This is a genomic window from Amycolatopsis sp. NPDC114484, from assembly GCF_055633755.1.
This window is the reverse complement of the sequence record NZ_JBVKDQ010000026.1, coordinates 31,888-52,203: the sequence shown is the minus strand read 5'-3', so window position 1 is coordinate 52,203 and position 20,316 is coordinate 31,888. Positions and strand designations below refer to the sequence as shown.

2 protein-coding genes (1 of these 2 only partly in view) are annotated in these 20,316 nt (G+C 70.0%); both read left to right on the top strand.

Annotated elements, in window-relative coordinates; genetic code table 11:
* Complete coding sequence (locus ACZ7SW_RS38870) at positions 1-15,813, top strand: SDR family NAD(P)-dependent oxidoreductase (protein ID WP_470235362.1); 15,813 nt, start codon at positions 1-3, stop codon at positions 15,811-15,813.
* A protein-coding gene (locus ACZ7SW_RS38865; RefSeq protein WP_470235361.1) for a type I polyketide synthase crosses the window boundary here: on the top strand, positions 15,806-20,316 show its 5' end (the start). It continues 5,302 nt past the right edge of the window; only the first 4,511 of its 9,813 coding nucleotides appear in the window; the start codon lies at positions 15,806-15,808; its stop codon lies off the right edge, out of view. Before ACZ7SW_RS38870 ends, ACZ7SW_RS38865 begins: the two co-directional genes overlap by 8 nt.

Sequence of the window (20,316 nt, the reverse complement as noted above, 5' to 3'; positions counted from 1 at the left end):
ATGGGGAATGACCAGGAGTTGCTCGATCACCTGAAGTGGGTGATGGGCGAGCTCAGGCAGTCTCGGGAACAGCTGCGCGAGGTCGAGGACAAAGCGCGGGAGCCGATCGCGATCGTCGGGATGGCCTGTCGTTTCCCGGGCGGGGTCGCCTCGCCGGACGAACTGTGGCGGCTGCTCGCCGCCGGCGCCGACGGGATTTCCGGTTTTCCGGCCGACCGCGGCTGGGACGATTCGTTCGACGAGCCGTATTCCCGCGAGGGCGGTTTCCTGTCCGGCGCGGGCGAGTTCGATCCCGGGTTCTTCGGGATCTCCCCGCGTGAGGCGTTGGCGATGGATCCGCAGCAGCGGTTGTTGCTGGAAACGTCGTGGGAGGTTTTCGAGCGGGCCGGGATCGCGCCGGATTCGTTGCGGGGCAGTGCGACCGGGGTGTTCGCGGGCACGAACGGCCAGGACTACCTGTACCGGGTGGGCGGCGAGGCTCCACCGGAAAGCCAAGCCCATTTGGGAACCGGCAACGCGGCGAGCGTGCTGTCCGGCCGGGTTTCGTACTTCTTCGGTTTTGAAGGCCCTGCGGTGACAGTGGATACCGCGTGTTCGTCGTCACTGGTGGCGTTGCATCTCGCGGTGCAATCGTTGCGGTCCGGGGAATGTTCGCTGGCGTTGGCCGGTGGCGTGACGGTGTTGTCGACGCCGTCGATTTTCGAGGAGTTCGCGCGGCAGGGCGGTCTTGCTTCGGACGGCCGGTGCAAGTCGTTCTCGGACGCGGCGGACGGTGCGGGGTTCTCCGAGGGTGTCGGGATCCTGTTGGTGGAGCGGTTGTCGGACGCTCAGCGCAATGGGCATCCGGTGCTCGCGGTGGTGCGTGGCAGTGCGGTGAATCAGGATGGTGCGTCGAATGGGTTGACGGCTCCGAATGGTCCTTCGCAGCAGCGGGTGATTCGTGCCGCGTTGGCTAATGCCGGTCTTGGTCTGTCCGATGTGGACGCCGTTGAGGCGCATGGCACCGGGACAACGCTGGGTGACCCGATTGAGGCGCAGGCGTTGCTGGCGACCTACGGCCAGGGGCGCGAACGGCCGTTGTGGCTGGGGTCGGTGAAGTCGAACATCGGGCACACCCAGGCGGCGGCTGGTGTCGCCGGGGTGATGAAGATGGTCCTCGCGATGCGGCACGGGGTTTTGCCGCAGAGCTTGCATATTGACGCGCCGTCGTCGCATGTGGACTGGTCGGACGGTGCGGTCGAGTTGCTGACCGAGTCGCGGCCGTGGCCGGAGGCGGGGCAGCCGCGCCGCGCTGGGGTGTCGGCGTTTGGGATCAGCGGGACTAATGCGCATGTGATCGTGGAGCAGGCTCCGGACGGGCCGGTCGCGGAGCCTGGTCGCGAATTGGCTGTGGTGCCGTGGGTGTTGTCGGCGCGGAGCCCGGAGGCGTTGCGGGAGCAGGCTCGTCGGCTGATGTCCAGTGTGGACAGTGCGGTGCCGGTGGATGTGGGCTGGTCGCTGGCGGTGACCCGGGCGGCACTGGAGTGTCGTGCGGCGGTGGTGGGCGGCAGTCGGGACGAGTTGCTGGCTGGTGTCGCGGCGTTGGCCGAGGGCCGGGGTTCCGTCGGGACGGCGGCCAAGGGACGGACGGCCTTCGTTTTCTCTGGTCAGGGTTCTCAGCGGGCGGGGATGGGCCGGGAGCTGTCGGAGTTCCCTGTTTTCGCTCAGGCTTTCACCGAGGTGTGCGATGAGCTGGATCGGCATCTCGATTCGCCGTTACGGGATGCGGTGAGTGATCCGGCTCTGGTTGATCAGACTGGGTTTGCGCAGCCGGGGTTGTTCGCTTTTGAGGTGGCGTTGTTCCGGCTCTTCGGGTCGTGGGGTGTGACTCCGGATTTCGTCGGCGGGCATTCGATTGGTGAACTCGCTGCGGCGCATGTTGCCGGGGTGTTGTCGTTGGCAGACGCGGCGCGGTTGGTCGCGGCGCGGGGTCGGTTGATGCAGGCCCTGCCTTCGGGCGGGGTGATGCTCGCGGTGCAGGCTGCCGAGGATGAGATCGAGCCTGGCCCGGGCGTGTCTGTCGCGGCGGTGAACGGGCCGAATTCGGTGGTGCTCTCCGGCGATGAGGAAGCGGTGTCGCGCTGGGAGACCAAGGGCTTCCGGACTAAACGGTTGCGGGTGAGTCACGCGTTCCACTCGCATCTCATGGACGGGATGCTGGAGGAATTCCGCGCAGTGGCCGAAAGCATCGAGTTCAGCCAACCACGGATCCCGGTCGTCTCGAACCTGACCGGTGAGCTGGTCACCGAGTTTTCCGCGGATTACTGGGTGCGGCATGTGCGGGACACGGTGCGGTTCTGTGATGGAGTCCGTGCCCTGGAAGCCAACGGTGTCAGGAGATTCTTGGAAGTCGGTCCGTCGAGCACCTTAAGCGCGATGATCGACGAATCCCTCGTCGGCGAGGCCGTCGTGGTCCCCGCCATGCGGAAAGACCGGACCGAACCGAAAGCCGCGGTCGACGCTCTCGCAGCCCTTCATGTCCACGGCACCCCGGTGGACTGGCCCCAGTTCTTCGAAGGCGCCAACGCACGCCGAATCGACCTGCCCACCTACGCGTTCCAACGGCAGAGCTATTGGCTGGAACCGGCCAAGCGGCACCACGACGATATGTCCACTGTGGATCAGTGGCGCTACCGGATCACCTGGAAGCCGCTCACCCTCACCATGGCCGAGACCATCTCGGAGGAGTGGCTGGTCGTCGTCCCCGAGGGGCAAGCCGCCTGGACCGCAGGACTCCCCGCGCGCCGTCTGACGGTCGACACTCCCGAAGGGCTCGCCGACCAACTGCGGCAGGCGCTGGAAGAGGGACCGGTCACCGGCGTGCTGTCCCTGCTGGCGCTCGACGAACAACCGCTGCCGGACTACCCGGAGGTTCCGGCGGGACTGGCGGCGACGGTCGCTCTCGCGCAGGCCCTGACCACCCTCGGAAGCGACGCGCGGCTATGGGCCGTGACCCAGGGCGCGGTGTCGACCGGTCGCGGAGACACCCTCTCCAGCACCGCGCAAGCGGCGATGTGGGGCCTCGGTCGCGTGGTGGCGCTGGAACACCCGCAGGTGTGGGGTGGCCTGGTCGATCTTCCCGAGCGAGTGGACGAGCCGGTGCTCGCCCAGTTGAACGCGGTGCTGTCCGGCGACGAGGACCAGGTGGCGATCCGCGCGGACGGGGTGTTCGGGCGACGGCTGGAGCGCGCCGAAGCGCCAGCCAACGGCGACGGCTGGGCTCCGAGGGGCACGGTGCTGGTGACCGGCGGCACGGGTGCGCTGGGCGCGCGCGTGGCGCGATGGCTGGCTGGCGAGGGCGTCGAGCATCTGGTGCTGACCAGTCGCCGGGGCCGCGAGGCTCCCGGTGCCGCCGAACTCGAAGCCGAGCTGACCGCGTTGGGTGCCCGGGTGACGATCGCCGCGTGCGACGTGGCTTCCCGCGACGCGGTGGAAGACCTGCTCGCCCGATTCCCGGTGACGGCCGTCGTGCACGCGGCAGGCGCGCCGGACGCGACGCCGTTCTCCGCGAGTACGCCGGCGACCCTCCACGACGTGCTGGCCGCCAAGATGCGCGGCGCGGCGAACCTCGACGAACTCCTCGGCGACCGGCGGCTGGACGCCTTCGTGGTGTTCTCCTCGATCGCCGCGGTGTGGGGCAGCGGCAACCAGGCGGCCTACGCGGCGGCTAACGCGTTCCTGGACGCGCTGGTCGAGCAGCGCCGCGACCGTGGCCTCGCCGGTACTTCGGTGGCCTGGGGCCCGTGGGCGGGCGGCGGCATGGTCAACGCGGAGGGGGCTGTTCAGCTCCGCCGCCGCGGGCTGACCCCGATGGCGCCCGGCCGCACGATCGAGGCGCTGCAACAGTCGGCTGAGGCGTCCGTGGCCATCGCCGACGTGGACTGGGAGTTGTTCGCCCCGGCGTTCACCTCCGGCCGTCCCAGCCCGCTGCTGGCCGACCTGCCGGAAGCGCGGCAGGTACTGGCCGAACCGTCCGCTGGTTCCGGCGCCTCGCAGCTCGCCGGACGGCTCGCCGGGTTGACCGCGGGCGAGCAGGACAGCGCGCTGCTGGAGCTGGTCCGCACCGAGACCGCGAAGGTGCTCGGACATCCCGGTCCCGGCAGCGTCGACCCCGGGCGGCCGTTCCGCGAACTCGGCTTCGACTCCCTGATGGCGGTCGAGTTCCGCAACGGGCTCGCCGAAGCGACCGGCGTCCGGCTGCCCTCCACTGTGGTGTTCGACCACCCGACCCCCACCGCGGTCGCGGCTTGCCTGCGCGAGGAGGTCCTCGGCGGGCAAGAGCAGGTCACGGCACCGGTGCCGACGGTCGTCGCACAGGACGAGCCGATCGCGATCGTCGGCATGGCCTGCCGGTTGCCCGGCGGGGTGGCCACGCCGGACGACCTGTGGCGGCTGGTCGCCGACGGCGTCGACGCCATCACCGAGTTCCCCACCGACCGCGGCTGGGACCTCGACGCGCTCTACCACCCGGCCCCGGACCACCAGGGCACGAGCTACACGCGCGCCGGCGGGTTCCTCCGCGACGCCGCCGAATTCGATCCGGGCCTGTTCGCCATTTCGCCGCGCGAAGCCCTCGCGATGGACCCCCAGCAACGGCTGCTCCTCGAAACGGCGTGGGAAACGTTCGAACAGGCCGGGATCGACCCGCGGTCCCTGCGGGGCACCCGGGCCGGGGTCTTCGTCGGCTCCGGGTACTCGGGTTACGGGCACGCGGCCGGCCAGACGGCCGACGAGGTGGCCGGCCACCTGCTGACCGGGATCGCGACCAGCGTGCTGTCCGGACGGCTTTCGTACGTCTTCGGTCTCGAGGGCCCGGCGGTCACGGTGGACACCGCGTGCTCATCGTCGCTGTACGCACTGCACATGGCCGCGCAATCGCTGCGGTCCGGCGAATGCACGCTCGCGCTCGCGGGCGGGGTCACGGTGATGTCGACCCCGGGGACGTTCGTCGAGTTCTCCCGGCAGCGCGGGCTGGCTCCGGACGGCCGGTGCAAGCCGTTCGCGGCAGCCGCGGACGGCACCGGGTGGAGCGAGGGCGTCGGGCTTCTTTTGGTGGAGCGGCTTTCTGATGCGCGGCGCAACGGGCACGAGGTGCTCGCGGTGGTGCGCGGCAGTGCGGTGAACCAGGACGGCGCGTCGAATGGTTTGACGGCTCCGAATGGTCCTTCGCAGCAGCGGGTGATCCGGGCGGCGTTGGCGAATGCCGGTTTGGAACCGTCCGATGTGGACGCCGTCGAAGCGCACGGCACGGGCACGAAACTCGGCGATCCTATTGAGGCGCAGGCTCTCCTGGCGACCTACGGGAAGGACCGGGAACAGCCGTTGTGGCTGGGCTCGATCAAGTCCAACATCGGGCACACCCAAGCGGCGGCGGGCGTCGCCGGGGTGATGAAGATGATTTTGGCGATGCGGCACGGAGTCCTGCCGAAGAGCCTGCACATCGACGAACCCTCGCCGCACGTGGACTGGTCGGTCGGTGCGGTGGAACTGCTGGCCGAGTCCCAGGACTGGCCGGAAGAGAACCGGCCGCGGCGGGCAGCGGTGTCGTCCTTCGGGATCAGCGGCACCAACGCGCACGTGATCCTGGAACAGGGCGAGGAAACCGGCGAGACGGAGCGTGTCCCGCGCGACCTGCCGTGGGTGCTGTCCGGCAAGGACCGGGCGGCGTTGCGCGAGCAGGCCGGACGGCTCGCCGCGCACCTCCGTGCCAAACCGGCCTTGCATCCCGCCGACGTCGCTTACTCGCTGGCGACCGGCCGGGCGGGTCTGGAGCACCGGGCGGTCATCCTCGGTGACGACCACTTGTCCGAAGTGGACACCCTCGCCGCGGGCGAACCCGTTCTGGTGGAAGGGATCGCGGCCGCGGGCAAGACAGCGTTCCTGTTCGCGGGCCAGGGTGCGCAGCGGCTGGGGATGGGCCGGGAGCTGTACCGGGTCTATCCGGACTACGCCGAAGCCTTCGACGACGTCTGCGCCCGGCTCGACCGGCACCTCGGACGGCCGCTGCGCGAGATCGTGTTCGCCGAGGACGGCTCGGCTGAGGCCAGGTTGCTGGACCAGACCGAATACACCCAGCCGGCGCTGTTCGCGGTCGAGGTCGCGTTGTCCCAGTTGCTCGAATCCTGGGGCGTGACCCCGGATTTCGTCGGCGGGCATTCGATCGGCGAGGTGGCCGCGGCGCACGTCGCCGGGGTGCTGTCGCTGGACGACGCTGCGCGGCTGGTGGCGGCGCGGGGCCGGTTGATGCAGGAACTGCCCGGTGGCGCGATGGCCGCCGTCGAGGCCGCCGAGTCCGAGGTGCTTCCGCTGCTGGCCGGGCGGGAAGCCCGGATCGCGATCGCCGCGGTCAACGCTCCCGGATCGGTCGTGGTTTCCGGGGACGAGGACGCGGTCCAGGAGGTCGTGGAGCATTGGCGGGCCCAGGGCCGGCAGGCGAAACGGTTGCGCGTGAGCCATGCGTTCCACTCGCCGCTGATGGACGGGATGCTGGCGGAGTTCCGTCGCGTCGCCGAAACTGTCGAGTACCGCGCGCCGCGGATCCCGGTGGTGTCCAATGTGTCCGGTGAGCTCGTCTCCGAGTTCTCGGCGGAGTACTGGGTTCGGCACGTACGCGCCGCCGTGCGGTTCAGCGACGGGGTGCGGGCTCTCGAATCCGCCGGGGTGACTCGGTTCGTCGAGGTCGGCCCGAGCAGCGTGCTGTCCGCGATGGTCCAGGACTCCCTGGCGGAGAGCGACGCGGTCCTGATCCCGTTGTCCCGGAAGGACCGGACCGAAGAGCGAGCGCTCACCGAAGCGGTCGCGGGACTTTTCGCGGTGGGCTGTCCGGTGGATTGGGCGGCGTTCTTCGCGGGCACCGGCGCGCGCCGGGTGCCGTTGCCGACGTATGCCTTCCAGCGACGGCGTTACTGGCTCGGCGGCTCGCCGGGCACCGGAGAGGCCCGTCAGCTGGGGCTGGCGTCCGCGGACCACCCGTTGCTGGGCGCGGCGCTGGTGCTGCCGGATTCGGACGGGGTCGTGTTCACCGGACGGCTGTCGCTGGAAACGCAGCCGTGGCTCGCCGGGCACGCGGTGCTGGGTTCGGTGCTGTTCCCGGGCACCGGCTTCGTGGAGCTGGCCGTGCGCGCGGCCGACCAGGTCGGATGTGCGGTCCTGGACGAGCTGGTCCTGGAGTCCCCGCTGGTCCTGCCGGAGCGGGGCGGCGTCCAGATTCAGCTCGCGCTGGGCGAGGCGGACGAATCCGGCGGCCGGGCGCTGACCGTCCACTCCCGTCCGGACACCGCCGATGCCATGGGTGAGCCGTGGACCCGGCACGCCACTGGCGTGGTTTCGCCGGGCGGCTCGGAGCCGTCGTTCGAACTGACGGCGTGGCCGCCCGCGGATGCGGAAGCCTTGCCGGTCGAGGATCTTTACCCTCGACTGGCCGGAGTGGGCCTGGCGTATGGCCCGGTGTTCCAGGGCCTGACCTCGGCGTGGAAGCGCGGCGACGAGATCTTCGCCGAGGTCGCTCTGCCCGAGGACGTCGACGCGGGTGCTTACGGCCTGCACCCGGCCTTGCTGGACGCGGCCCTGCACGCACTGGGCGCGGCACCGGCCGGTCCGGAGGCAGGTCCGGCGGGGCTCCCGTTCAGCTGGACCGGCGTGGCCTTCCTCGCCTCGGGCGCCTCGGCGCTGCGGGTGTCGCTGACGCCGACCGGTTCGGACGCGGTCGCCCTGCGCCTCGCCGATGGCACCGGCGCACCGGTCGCATCGGTCGAATCCCTGGTGCTGCGGCCGGTCTCGACGGATCAGCTCGGCGGCTCGACCGGGTTCGTGGACTCGCTTTTCGGGGTGGAGTGGGCTGAAACGCCCGGCGGCACGGCTGAGGCGACCGTTGACTGGGCAGTGCTGGGCGGACTGGCTCTAGAGATCGAGGCGGACCGGTATCCGGATGTGGCGGCGCTGGGCGAGGCGGCACCGGAGGTGGTGTTCGCCAGCGGTGCTTCGCCCGCGCAGGTACTGGCGCTGGTCCAGGAGTGGCTGAACGAGGAAAAGCTGGAGGGTTCACGGCTGGCAGTGGTGACGCGTGGTGCGGTCGCCGTTGAACCGCACGCGGACGTACCGGACCGGGCAGCGGCCGCGGTGTGGGGTTTGGTGCGTTCGGCGCAGGCGGAACACCCGGGCCGGTTCGTCTTGCTCGACCTGGACGGCAGCGCGGTTTCGCTCGATCGGCTGCCCGCGGCGCTGGCTCTTGACGAACCGCAGCTCGCGTTGCGCGACGGGGTGGTGCGGGCGCCGAGGTTGACTCGGGTGCCTGCCGGAGACGGCCTGGTGCCGCCGTCCGCGCAGCCGTGGCGGCTCGCTGTGTCGGAGGACCGGACCCTGGAGAGCCTGCGGCTGGTCGCGTGTCCGGAGGTGCTGGCGCCGCTGGAAACCGGGCAGGTGCGGATCTCGGTGCGAGCGGCGGGCGTGAACTTCCGCGACGTGCTCAACGCGCTGGGCATGTACCCGGGAGACGCCGGTCTGCCGGGCATCGAAGGCGCGGGCGTCGTGACCGAGGCGGGTCCGGATTCCGCGTTCGCGGTCGGCGACCGGGTGATGGGTTTGCTCGCCGGATCGTTCGGCCCGGTCGCGGTGGCCGACGAACGGCTGGTGACGCGGATTCCGGCGGGCTGGTCGTTCGCGGAAGCGGCCGCGACGCCGCTGGTGTTCCTGACCGCCTACTACGCGCTGCGCGATCTGGCTGACCTCCGTCCCGGCGAATCGGTGCTGGTGCAGGCCGCCGCGGGCGGGGTCGGCATGGCCGCGGCACAGCTGGCGCGCCACTGGGGCGCCGAGGTGTTCGGCACCGCGAGCCCCGGCAAGTGGGAGGTGTTGCGCGCCAACGGGTTCGCCGACGAGCGCTTCGCGTCGTCGCGTTCGGTGGAGTTCGAGGCGAAGTTCCGGGAGGCGACCGGCGGCGCCGGGATGGACGTGGTCCTGGATTCGCTGGCCGGCGAATTCGTGGACGCGGGCTTGCGGCTGCTGCCGCGCGGCGGCCGGTTCCTCGAGATGGGCAAGACCGACGTCCGGGAGCCCGGTCAGGTCGCCGACCGGTACCCGGGCGTGGCCTACCGGGCGTTCGACCTGGTGGAGGCGGGACCGGAACGGATTCAGCAGATGCTGGCCGAACTGGTCGGGCTGTTCGAGTCCGGGGCGGTGCGGCCGTTGCCGGTCACGACCTGGGACGTGCGGCGGGCCGAGGACGCCTTCCGGTTCGTCAGCCAGGCCCGGCACGTGGGCAAGGTGGTGCTGACTGTTCCGGCCGAGCTGGCTCCCGACGGGACAGTGCTGATCACCGGCGGTACGGGCGCGCTGGGTGCTCTGGTGGCCCGGCATTTGGTCACTGCGCACGGGATTCGGCATCTGGTGCTGACCAGCCGTCGCGGCCAGGACGCTCCTGGAGCGGCGGAGCTGACCGACGAGCTGGCCTCTCTCGGTGCAGTGGTGACGGTGGCGGCTTGCGACGCGGCGGATCGTGCCGCGTTGGCGGAGCTGCTGGACGCGATTCCGGCTGAGCATCCCTTGACCGGGGTCGTCCACACCGCTGGTGTTCTTGACGACGGGGTCATCGAATCGCTTACGCCCCAACGGATCGACACCGTCGCACGCCCAAAGGCCGACGCGGCACTGATCCTGCACGAGCTCACCCGCGAGCACGACCTGCGCGCCTTTGTCTTGTTCTCCTCCGTCGCCGGATTGCTCGGCGGCACCGGACAAGGCAACTACGCCGCCGCGAACGCGTTCCTGGACGCTCTCGCCCAGCAGCGTCGCGCACAGGGGCTCCCGGCGGTGTCGGTGACGTGGGGTCCGTGGTCGCGCGGCATGGTCGGCGAACTGTCCGAAGCGGACGTCGCCCGGATGGCTCGCGGAGGGATGTTCCCGCTCTCCGACGCGGACGGGCTGGCGTTGTTCGACCAGGCCTTGCGCAGCGATCGCGCACTGCTCGCTCCGATGACCGTCGACCTCGCGACAATCACGGACCAGTCGGCGGGGAAGGTGCCTGCCGCGTTCCGCGGGCTCGTGCGGGGGCCTGCCCGCCGGAAGGCTGCCGCCGGCAGCTCCCGGGTCGGCGAATCCGCGCTGCGCGAACGGCTGCTCGGGTTGTCCCGGGACGAGCGAGAACGGGCGCTCGTGGCGATCGTGCGGGAAGAAACCGCCCGCGTCCTCGGCCACCCATCGCCCGAGTCGATCGAGGTGACCCGCGCCTTCCGCGAGATGGGCTTCGATTCCCTGACCGCGGTGGAATTCCGCAACCGGCTCAAGAACACGACCGGCATCCGGCTCCCCGCGACCACGGTGTTCGACTACCCGACGCCGCTCGCCGTCGCCGGGCATCTGCGGACCGAGCTTTTCGGCGCGGAGGACGACGTCGTTGTCGCCGCCTCGACGGGGGCGGCCGCGGACGAGCCGATCGCGATCGTCGCCATGGGCTGCCGGTTCCCCGGAGGGGTCAGCTCGCCGGAGGAACTGTGGGAGCTGGTCATTACGGGCTCGGACGCGATCTCCGGGTTCCCGCAGGGCCGTGGCTGGGACGTCGAAGCGCTGTATGACCCGGACCCGGACCACCGTGGCACCAGCTACACCCGCGAAGGCGGATTCATCGAGGCCGCGGCCGACTTCGACCCGCTGTTCTTCGGCGTCTCGCCGCGTGAGGCGCTGGCGATGGATCCGCAGCAGCGGTTGTTGCTGGAGACGTCGTGGGAGGTGTTCGAGCGGGCGGGGATCAGGCCAGAGTCGTTGCGCAGCAGCAAAACGGGCGTGTTCGTCGGCGCGGGCTACTCCGGGTACGGGGACTTCGACCAGAGCCCGGACGAGGTCGACGGCTACCTGCTGACCGGGAACGCGTCCAGTGTGCTGTCGGGTCGGCTGTCGTATGTGTTCGGCTTTGAAGGTCCGGCGGTGACGGTGGATACGGCGTGTTCGTCGTCGTTGGTGGCGTTGCACTTGGCGGTGCAGTCGTTGCGGTCGGGGGAATGTTCGCTGGCGTTGGCTGGCGGGGCGACGGTGATGTCTTCGCCGGACTTGTTCAAGGAGTTTTCTCGGCAGCGTGGCCTTTCTTCGGATGGCCGGTGCAAGCCGTTCGCGGAGGCGGCGGACGGCACTGGCTGGGGTGAGGGTGTTGGGCTGCTGCTGGTGGAGCGGCTGTCGGACGCACAACGCAACGGGCATCAGGTGCTGGCCGTGGTGCGTGGCAGTGCGGTTAATCAGGATGGTGCGTCGAATGGGTTGACGGCTCCGAATGGTCCGTCGCAGCAGCGGGTGATTCGGGCGGCGCTGGCGAATGCCGGGCTGGGAACGTCCGATGTGGACGCTGTCGAGGCGCACGGGACGGGGACCCGGCTCGGGGATCCGATTGAGGCCCAGGCACTGCTGGCGACTTACGGGCAAGACCGCGAACAGCCGTTGTGGCTGGGATCGATCAAATCGAACATCGGGCATACGCAGGCGGCGGCTGGTGTCGCCGGGGTGATGAAGATGGTTTTGGCGATGCGGCAAGGGCTTTTGCCGAAGAGCTTGCACATTGACGAACCGTCGTCGCAAGTGGACTGGGCGGCGGGCGCGGTGGAACTGCTGGCCGAGTCCCGGGAGTGGCCGGGGACGGACCGGCCGCGCCGGGCGGGCGTGTCGTCGTTCGGGATCAGCGGGACCAACGCACACGTTGTCCTGGAACAGGTTCCGGACGATTCCGCGGCGGTCGAGCCGGGGCGCGAGCTGAGCGTCGTGCCCTGGGTGCTCTCGGCGGCGACGCCGGAGGCAGTGCGGGAGCAAGCCCGGAAGCTGGCCGCGTCGGTTCGGGCGGACGAGGACTTCTCGACGGTGGATGTGGCGTTCTCGCTGGCTACGACCCGGTCGGCGCTGGCGCGCCGGGTCTCGGTGGCGGGACGGGACCGGGACGAGTTGCTGCGCGGCGTGGACGCGGTGGCCGACGGTGAGTTGCCAGCGGCTTTGGCTGCGGGATCCGGTGACGTGGTCTTCGTGTTCCCGGGTCAGGGTTCGCAGTGGGTTGGAATGGCGCTGGGTCTGTTGGAGTCGAGTCCGGTGTTCGCGGAGCGGTTGGCGGAGTGCGCGGCGGCGTTGGAGTCCTTTGTGGACTGGTCGTTGCTTGATTTTCTTCGTGACGGTGCTTCGTTGGAGCGGTTGGATGTGGTGCAGCCGGTCCTGTGGGCTGTGATGGTTTCACTGGCCGAGGTCTGGAAATCCCACGGTGTCCGGCCTGCGGCAGTGGTCGGCCACAGCCAGGGTGAGATCGCGGCCGCAGTGGTGGCCGGAGGTTTGTCCCTGCAAGACGGTGCCCGGGTCGTTGCGTTGCGGAGCAAGGCGTTGACGGTGCTATCCGGCAAGGGCGGGATGGTCTCGGTCGCCGAGCCGGTGGAGAAACTGCGGGAACGGCTTGACCCGAGACTCTCCGTCGCGGCGGTGAACGGTCCGGGTTCGGCAGTGGTCTCCGGCGACCCCGATGCGCTGGACGAGCTGATCGCGGGCTGCGAGCGGGACGGTGTCCGGGCCCGGCGGGTTCCGGTGGACTACGCCTCGCATTCGGCGCACGTCGAGCAGATCGAGGCGGAGTTGCTGGACCTGCTGGCCCCGGTTTCACCGACCTCGGCGGAGATTCCGTTCTGCTCCACGGTCACTGGCGCACCGCTCGACACCGCCGCGATGGACGCCGGGTACTGGTACCGGAACCTTCGCAACACCGTGGAGTTCGAGCAGGCGACGCGGCGATTGCTGGCCGACGGATACCGCGTCTTCGTAGAGATCAGCCCGCATCCGGTGCTGGTGCCGGGGCTGCAGGAGACGATCGATTCCACCGACACCGCCGCGGCGGCGGTGGGAACGCTGCGCCGCGACGAGGGCGGTCTGGACCGGTTCACCGCGTCTCTTGGCGAGGTTTTCGCCCACGGCGGCACTGTCGACTGGGAGGTCTTCTTCGCGGAGACCGGCGCGCGCAAAGTCGACTTGCCTACCTATGCCTTCCAGCGACAGCGTTACTGGCTGGAGACAGTCGCGGCGCGCGGGGACGTGCGCAGCCTCGGCCTGACCGTGGCCGGGCATCCGTTGCTGGGTGCGGCGACCGGTCTCCCGGAGTCGGACGGAACGCTGTTCACCGGCCGGATTTCGCTGGAAACCCAGCCGTGGCTCGCCGATCACGCCGTGCTGGGCTCGGTGCTGTTCCCCGGCACCGGATTCGTCGAACTCGCTCTTCAGGCGGGCGACCAGGTCGGCTGCGACGGGCTGGAGGAGCTGACCCTGGAAGCGCCGCTGGTGCTCCCGGAAACCGGCGGCGTCCAGCTCCAGGTCGTGCTCGGCGGCGCCGACGAGGACGGTGCCCGCTCGCTGAGCATCTACTCCCGGACCGAGGGGCACGCCGATCTCGGCGAGGCGTGGGTCCGGCACGCCACTGGAGTCGTGCGCGCCGAGGCCGAGGCACCGTCGTTCGATCTGGCCGCGTGGCCGCCGCCGGATTCCGCTTCGGTCGATGTCACCGGGCTCTACGACCGACTGGCGGGATTCGGGCTCGACTACGGTCCGGTCTTCCAGGGCCTGACGGCGGCGTGGCAGCGCGGCGACGAGATCTTCGGCGAGGTCCGGCTCGACGCGGCCGCGGACACCGGTGCGTTCGGAATCCACCCGGCGCTGCTCGACTCGGCACTCCACGCACTGGGGCTTTCCGGCGAGCCGCGCCCGGGCGAGACCCGGCTGCCGTTCGCGTGGACCGGTCTCCGGCTGTTCGCGGCGGGTGCCGCCGAACTCCGGGTCAAGATCACTCCGGCCGGTGCGGACGGGGTGGCGCTGGAGATCGCGGACGGGGCCGGCGCACCGGTGCTGTCGGCGGACTCGCTGGTGCTGCGCCCGGTGTCGGCCGGTCAGGTCCGTGCCGCCCGTCCGGACGGCACCGATTCGCTGTTCCGGCTGAACTGGACGGAGCTGTCCGGAGCCGCCGTGGACGGGAAGCCGCGGCTGGCGGTGCTCGGCGAGCAGATCGGCCGGTTGAAGGGCCTCTTCGGGCTCGGCGGCGTCGAGGTCGTCCAGTGCGCCGAATTGACTGAGCTCACCGAGATACCGGATCTCGTACTGGTCGAATGCGGGGCGACGTCCGCGCACACCGCCGTGAGCGAAGCGCTCGCACTGGCACAGTCGTGGCTGGCGGACGAGCGGTTGTCGGCCGCCCAGCTCGTGTTCGTCACGCGTGGCGAGGCCGACGAGCTGGCGGGCGCGGCGGTGCGAGGGCTGGTCCGGTCAGCGCAATCGGAGCACCCGGGCCGGTTCGTCCTGCTGGACCTCGATGACGACGACGCCTCGCTGCGGAAACTCCCGGCCGCGCTCGCGCTCGACGAACCGCAATTGGCGCTGCGCGGCGGCACCATCCAGGTGCCGCGGCTCGGGCGTCTCCCGAAGCCCGCGGCCCAGGAACCGGTATTCGCTCCGGCGGGAACGGTGCTGATCACCGGTGGCACCGGCACTCTAGGCGGGTTGGTGGCGCGGCATCTCGTCACCGCGCACGAAGTTCGGCACCTCGTGCTCGCCAGCCGTCGTGGCATCGCGGCTCCGGGTGCGGAGGACCTGGTCGCGGAACTCAGTTCGCTCGGCGCCGAGGTCACCGTCGCGGCCTGCGACGCGGCCGATCGGGAAGCGCTGGCCGAACTTCTGGCGAAGATTCCGGCGGAGCACCCGTTGACCGGCGTGGTGCACACCGCGGGCGTGCTGGACGACGGCGTGGTCGAATCGCTGACCCCGGAGCGGATCGCGGCGGTACTGCGGCCGAAGGTCGACGCGGCGGTGAACTTGCACGAGTTGACCGAGAACGCCGACCTCGGTGCGTTCGTGCTGTTCTCCTCCCTCGCGGGCGTGCTCGGTGCTCCGGGGCAGGGCAGTTACGCGGCCGCGAACGCCTTCCTGGACGCGCTCGCCCAGCACCGCCGGGCGCTCGGCCGACCGGCGTTGTCCGTGGCCTGGGGACTGTGGGAGCAGGCCAGCGAGATGACCGGCGACCTCGAAACGGCCGAGCTCGACCGGATGCGCCGGGCCGGGCTGACGCCGCTGTCCGCTGCGGACGGCATCGCGTTGTTCGACGCGGCACTCGGCACCGACGAGGCGATGATCGCAGCGGCACACCTCGACGTCGCGCCGCTGCGGACGCGGCCGGGCGGCGTTCCGGCGATCCTGCGGAGCCTGGTTCGCGTGCCCGGGGCCCGGATCACGAAGACCGACGCCGGTTCGGCGGACGCCTTGCGGCACCGCCTCGCCGGACTGTCCGAGACCGGCGAACGGGAAACCGTGCTCGTCGAGATCGTGCAGACGCAGGTCGCCGGTGTGCTCGGGTTCGACCACGCGGACGCGGTGGACGCCGATCGGGCGTTCAGCGAGATCGGCTTCGACTCGCTGACGGCGCTCGAACTGCGCAACCGGTTGAACGCTGTCACCGGACTAAGGCTCCCCGCCACTCTAGTATTCGACTACCCGACGCCGGCCGCCCTCGCGAAGCACCTCCGGTCGGAACTGGTTCCGGACCTGCCCGGCGACCGGAGCGAGGACCGGATCCGGCACCTGCTGCTGACCGTTCCCCTGACCCGCCTGCGCGACGCGGGCGTGCTGGACACCCTGCTGGAACTCGCCGGAGCCCGGCCGGATCCGGTTGCCGGAGAAGAGGAAGGCGACTCGATCGAATCGATGGACGCGAGCAGCCTCATCGACCTGGTGTTGCAGAGCCCGGGCGGACAGGACTATCCGGGAGAAGGGCAATCAGGAGATGAATGACTTCCAGGACAAGGCGGTCGAGGCTCTTCGCCGCTCGGTCCGGGAAACCGAACGCCTGCGCGAGCAGAACCGCAAACTCTCCGCGGCACTGCGCGAACCGATCGCTGTCGTGTCCATGGCCTGCCGCTACCCCGGAGGGGTGAATTCCCCGGAGGCGCTGTGGGAACTGGTCAGCCGCGGCGGCGACGGGATGTCCGCCTTCCCCGGCGATCGCGGCTGGGACGGTCCCGTCGGGGTGGGCGGTTTCGTGGACGACGCGGTGTCGTTCGATCCGGAGTTCTTCGGGATCAGCCCGCGTGAGGCGTTGGCGATGGATCCGCAGCAGAGGTTGTTGCTGGAGACGTCGTGGGAGGTGTTCGAGCGGGCGGGGATCGCGCCGGATTCGTTGCGGGGCAGTGCGACCGGTGTGTTCGCGGGCCTGATGTACCACGATTACGCGAGCCGGCTGGGTTCGGTGCCCGACGACGTCGCGGCTTATCTCGGCAACGGCGGCGCGGGAAGTGTTGCTACCGGCCGGGTGTCGTACTTCTTCGGTTTCGAAGGCCCTGCGGTGACGGTGGACACGGCTTGTTCGTCGTCGTTGGTGGCACTGCATCTCGCGGTGCAGGCGCTGCGTGCTGGGGAGTGTTCGCTAGCGTTGGCCGGTGGCGTGACGGTGTTGTCGACGCCGTCGGTGTTCGGGGAGTTCGCGCGGCAGGGCGGGTTGGCTTCGGACGGCCGATGCAAGTCTTTCGCCGACGCGGCGGACGGCGCCGGGTTCTCCGAGGGCGTCGGAATCTTGCTGGTTGAGCGGTTGTCGGACGCTCAGCGCAATGGACATCCGGTGCTGGCGGTGGTTCGCGGGAGTGCGGTGAATCAGGATGGCGCGTCGAATGGATTGACTGCGCCGAACGGTCCTTCGCAGCAGCGGGTGATCCGGGCGGCGCTGGCGAACGCGCGAGTGGCCGCGGATCAGGTCGACGCGGTGGAGGCGCACGGTACCGGGACGACTTTGGGCGATCCGATTGAGGCGCAGGCTCTTCTGGCGACTTACGGCCAGGAGCGGGAACAGCCGTTGTGGCTGGGGTCGGTGAAGTCGAACATCGGGCACACCCAGGCCGCGGCGGGTGCGGCTGGCGTGATGAAGATGGTTTTGGCGATGCGGCACGGGGTGCTGCCGAAGAGTTTGCACATTGATGGGCCGTCGTCGCATGTGGACTGGTCGGCTGGTGCGGTGGAGTTGCTGGCTGAGGCCCGGGAGTGGCCGGAGGCGAATCGGCCGCGCCGGGCTGGGATTTCGTCGTTCGGGATCAGCGGGACCAACGCGCACGTGATTGTGGAGCAGGCTCCGGAGCCGGTGGCCGAGGAGCCGGGCCGCGCGATGGATGTGGTGCCGTGGGTGTTGTCGGCGAAGAGCCGGGACGCGTTGCGGGGACAGGCTGAGCGGCTGGCGGAGCACGTTCGCGCGAGGCCGGACGTGCGGCCGGTGGATGTGGCGTTTTCGCTGGCGGCTGGGCGATCGGCGCTGGAACACCGGGCGGTCGTGGTGGGCCGGGATCGCGCCGAATTGCTGGAGGCGTTGGCTGAGGGCCGTGGTTCGACCGGTGTGGCGGTTAAGGGGCGGACGGCGTTTCTGTTCTCTGGTCAGGGTTCTCAGCGGGCTGGGATGGGTCGGGAGTTGGTGGAGTTCCCGGTTTTCGCTGAGGCGTTCGCCAAGGTTTGTAACGAGTTGGATCGGCACCTGGACTCGCCGTTGCGGGATGCGCTGGACGATCCAGGTCTGGTTGATCAGACCGGGGTTGCGCAGCCGGGGTTGTTTGCCTTTGAGGTGGCGTTGTTTCGGTTGTTCGAGTCGTGGGGTGTGAGCCCGGATTTTGTGGGCGGGCATTCGATTGGTGAGCTGGCTGCGGCGCATGTGGCTGGTGTGTTGTCGCTGCAGGATGCGGCGCGGTTGGTGGCGGCGCGAGGCCGGTTGATGCAGGCTCTGCCGTCGGGCGGGGTGATGCTTGCGGTGCAGGCTTCTGAGGTGGAGCCTGGTCCGGGTGTGTCTGTCGCGGCGGTGAATGGCCCGAATTCGGTGGTGCTCTCCGGTGATGGGGAGGCGGTGTCGGAGTGGGAGTCGAAGGGGCTTCGGACTAAACGGTTGCGCGTCAGCCATGCCTTCCACTCGCACCTGATGGACGGGATGCTCTCCGAGTTTCGTGCGGTGGCCGAAGGAATCGAGTTCGGTAAGCCGCGCATCCCTGTGGTGTCGAACTTGACTGGTGAGCTGGTCACCGAGTTTTCGGCGGACTATTGGGTTCGGCATGTGCGGGACACGGTGCGGTTCTGTGCCGGGGTCCGTGCGCTGGAAGCCAATGGTGTCACCAGGTTCCTGGAAGTCGGCCCGTCGAGCACCTTGACCGCGATGATCGACGAATCCCTCGTCGGCGAAGCTGTGGTGGTCTCCGCCATGCGGAAGGACCGGCCCGAACCCCGCGCAGCGGTCGACGCGCTTGCCGCCCTCCACGCGCACGGTGTTTCCGTTGACTGGCAACGCTTCTTCGCCGGTACGGACGCACGCCGAGTTGATCTGCCGACTTATTCCTTCCAGCGGCAACGTTACTGGCTCGAACCCACCGTCACCGCGGACGCCCGGCACCTGGGCCTGGCCTCGACGGAACACCCGTTGCTAGGTGCCGTGCTGACCGCGCCGGACTCCGCCGAGGCAGTACTCACCGGCAGGTTGTCCGTGGCAACGCAGCCGTGGCTCGCCGAGCACGCCGTACTGGGGTCGGTGCTGTTCCCCGGCACCGGGTTCGCGGAACTGGCTGTGCGGGCCGCGGATCAGGTCGGGTGCGACCGGCTGGACGAGCTGACCCTCGAAGCTCCGCTGGTGCTGCCCGAGCACGGCGGGGTCCAGCTCCAGGTCAAGGTCGGCGAGCCGGACGAGACCGGTGCCCGCCCGATCGCGATCTATGCCCGCCTGGAGGACGCGGAACAACCGTGGGCGCGGCACGCCACCGGTTTCGTCTCCACCGGTGCTGCGGCACCGGGGTTCGAATTCGTGGAGTGGCCGCCACCGGACGCGCTCGCGTTGCCGGTGGAGAACCTCTACTCCGAGTTGTCCGCGGCGGGGCTGGAGTACGGCCCGGCGTTCCAAGGACTGACCGCCGCGTGGCGACGTGGCGAGGAAGTGTTCGCCGAGGTCGATTTGCCGGAGGGCACGGAAGCCGACGCGTTCGGCGTGCATCCGGCGTTGCTCGATTCCGCACTGCACGCGCTCGGTTTCGCCGGATCCGCCGGGGACGGAACACATCTGCCGTTCTCCTGGACGGGGATGACGCTGTTCGCCACGGGCGCGAGCGCGCTCCGCGTGAAGCTCGCGCCCGCCGGAACCGGAGTCGCCGTCCAGCTCGCCGACAGCGCCGGTGCCCCGGTCGCCTCGATCGACTCGCTGGTCCTGCGGCCGATTTCGCCGGACCAGCTCAACACCGCCACCGGGGCCCTCTTCGACCTGTCCTGGACGGCGATCCGACCGGCTCCGTCAGCTTCGGTCGCACGCCGGGTCACGCTCGGCGACCGGGAAGGCCTTGCCGGGCTGGAAATCGGCGATCACTATCCCGATCTGGCTTCGCTCCCCGATGAGGTTCCGGACACGGTCCTGCTGGAGTGCGTCTCCGGTGCGGCGAACACCGAACTGGCCAGCGAAGTCTTGCTGCACCTCCAGAACTGGCTGGCGTCGGACCGGTTCGCCGACTCGCAGCTGGTCGTCGTCACCCGTGGCGCGGTTGCCACTGACCCCGCCGAGGACGTTCCGGACCTTGCCGCGGCTGCGGTGTGGGGTCTCGTCCGGTCGGCGCAGGCGGAACATCCCGGTCGGTTCGTGTTGCTGGACCTGGACCGCAGTGACGCATCGCAGCAGGCGGTGCCCGCCGCGCTGGATTCGGGCGAACCGCAGCTCGCGGTGCGGGACGGCGAGGTGCGGGTACCGCGGTTGGCGCGGGTGCCAGGTCCGGTGGCGTCGCCGGACTTCGCCGCGGACCGCACGGTGCTGATCACCGGTGCCACCGGCGGGCTCGGCAGGCTGCTCGCCCGGCACCTGGTGACCGAGCACGGGGTCCGGCATCTGATGCTGGCGAGCCGTCGAGGGATGGCGGCACCCGGTGCGGAGGAACTGGTCGCCGAGCTGAGCCGACTGGGTGCCCGGGTCGCGGTCGAGGCCTGCGACGTGGCCGATCTGGAGGAGGTCGCCCGGTTGCTGGCGGCTGTCCCGGAGGAGCACCCGCTGGGCGCGGTGGTGCATGCCGCCGGCGCGCTGGACGACGGCGTGCTCGAAGCCCTCAATCCGGAACGGATGGCCGCGGTGTCCCGGCCCAAGGCCGACGCAGCGTGGAACCTCCACACTCTCACTCGCGATCTCGACGCCTTCGTTCTCTTCTCCTCGGCGGCCGGGGTGCTCGGCAGCCCAGGCCAAGGCAACTACGCCGCCGCCAACACCTTCCTCGACGCGCTCGCGCAACACCGCCGGGCACAAGGCCTGCC

Coding starts and splice junctions, on each gene's coding strand:
- ACZ7SW_RS38870 (WP_470235362.1), top strand. CDS start 1: ATGGGGAATGACCAGGAGTTGCTCGATCACCTGAAGTGGGTGATGGGC.